We start from the raw sequence: 1,359 nt of genomic DNA, 5'->3' as shown, positions 1-1,359 counted from the left end.
CACATCGAGAATAAGCTTCACTGGAAACTCGATGGTGTGCCACAGGCACACGGACTGGCTGCATAAGGATAATGCAACAGAACTGTGGCTAAGCTTGGGAGGAGATGGTGGTATGGCCCACCGAAGTCTACTGTCGGAAGTCGGCTTCAAACCACTTCAAGCTGCGTGCATTAAGAGTGCTCGTGGTGAGCGTTGAAGAGACGTGCACCGATCAGGTGTGCAGGTGAGGAATGAGAAGACGAGTTATCGAACCCATGATGACGCATCGTAAACCAGAGATTCGACATCAAAAGCCAGCAGCGTCTAAGGTTGGTGATCAATTTACAGGTTGCTCCGAAGGCCGTGTAAGTGGTGTCCGGTGTAAAGTGGGCGTGATCTCATTCCAGGCTCCTCTCAGGAACTGTGGGAACCAGTCGTCAGACTGCCAAGGGAGAAACGCAAGTCATCAAAGTGATAAGCGTGAGAGTACCAATGTCTGGCACTGGGGCGGAACTGCCCGTATTAGTGTAGAAATACTTGTAATGAGTATGGAGCGAAGGGGCAGTGTTAAACGGTATCTGTCGGGTATCCAACTGCGAAAACAGGAGGAGATATCGTGACAGGTACACATCGATTCAACATCGACAAATGGCAAGTCGTCAAAGCCTATCAGTTGGTGAAAGCTAATAAAGGGGCAGCGGGTATTGACAGGGAGTCAATGGCCGAGTTTGAGAAAGACTTAAAGAACAACCTATACAAAATCTGGAACCGCATGACAGCAGGGAGTTACTTCCCTCCTGCTGTCAAAGCGGTCCCCATACCCAAAAAGTCAGGGGGAAAACGGTTACTGGGTATCCCAACGATATCCGACCGAATAGCCCAGATGGTTGCCAAGCTCTACTTTGAGCCTTTGGTAGAACCATTCTTTCTCAGGGATTCCTATGGGTACAGGCCGGGTAAATCGGCAATTGATGCCATACGTGTTACAAGAAAACGATGCTGGCATCAGGACTGGGTTCTGGAATTTGATATCAAAGGACTGTTCGACAACATTTCACATGAATTGCTGATGAAAGCGGTGAGCAAACACACCCGCTGCAAATGGCTGTTACTCTACGTAGAGCGGTGGCTGAAAGCGCCAATGATCAATGAGAGTGGTGAGTGTATAGAACGTACACAAGGCACACCTCAGGGAGGTGTTATCAGTCCGGTGTTAGCAAATCTGTTTCTCCATTACGTATTCGATAAATGGATGCAGAAGCACTATCCGCATGTGAAATGGTGCAGGTATGCAGACGATGGGCTGGCGCACTGTCGAAGTGAAGAAGAGGCTCAGGGTATGCTGTCGGCACTACGGGACAGGTTTGCAGAATGTGGACT

At 49.3% G+C, this 1,359-nt stretch carries 2 protein-coding genes; both read left to right on the top strand.

Annotated features, from left to right (window positions below):
• Nucleotides 1–196, top strand: a 196-nt coding sequence (locus KDK19_RS02790; RefSeq protein ID WP_257288468.1) for a hypothetical protein, incomplete at its 5' end; no start/stop codon positions are given.
• A 399-nt stretch (nucleotides 197–595) separates the two neighbouring features.
• A partial coding sequence (ltrA, locus tag KDK19_RS02785) for a group II intron reverse transcriptase/maturase (RefSeq protein ID WP_257291305.1) occupies nucleotides 596–1,359 on the top strand: 764 nt, incomplete at its 3' end.

This window comes from Endozoicomonas sp. ONNA1 (genome assembly GCF_024606325.1).
Taxonomy (GTDB): domain Bacteria; phylum Pseudomonadota; class Gammaproteobacteria; order Pseudomonadales; family Endozoicomonadaceae; genus Endozoicomonas_A.
This window is presented reverse-complemented; position numbering and strand designations above follow the sequence as displayed.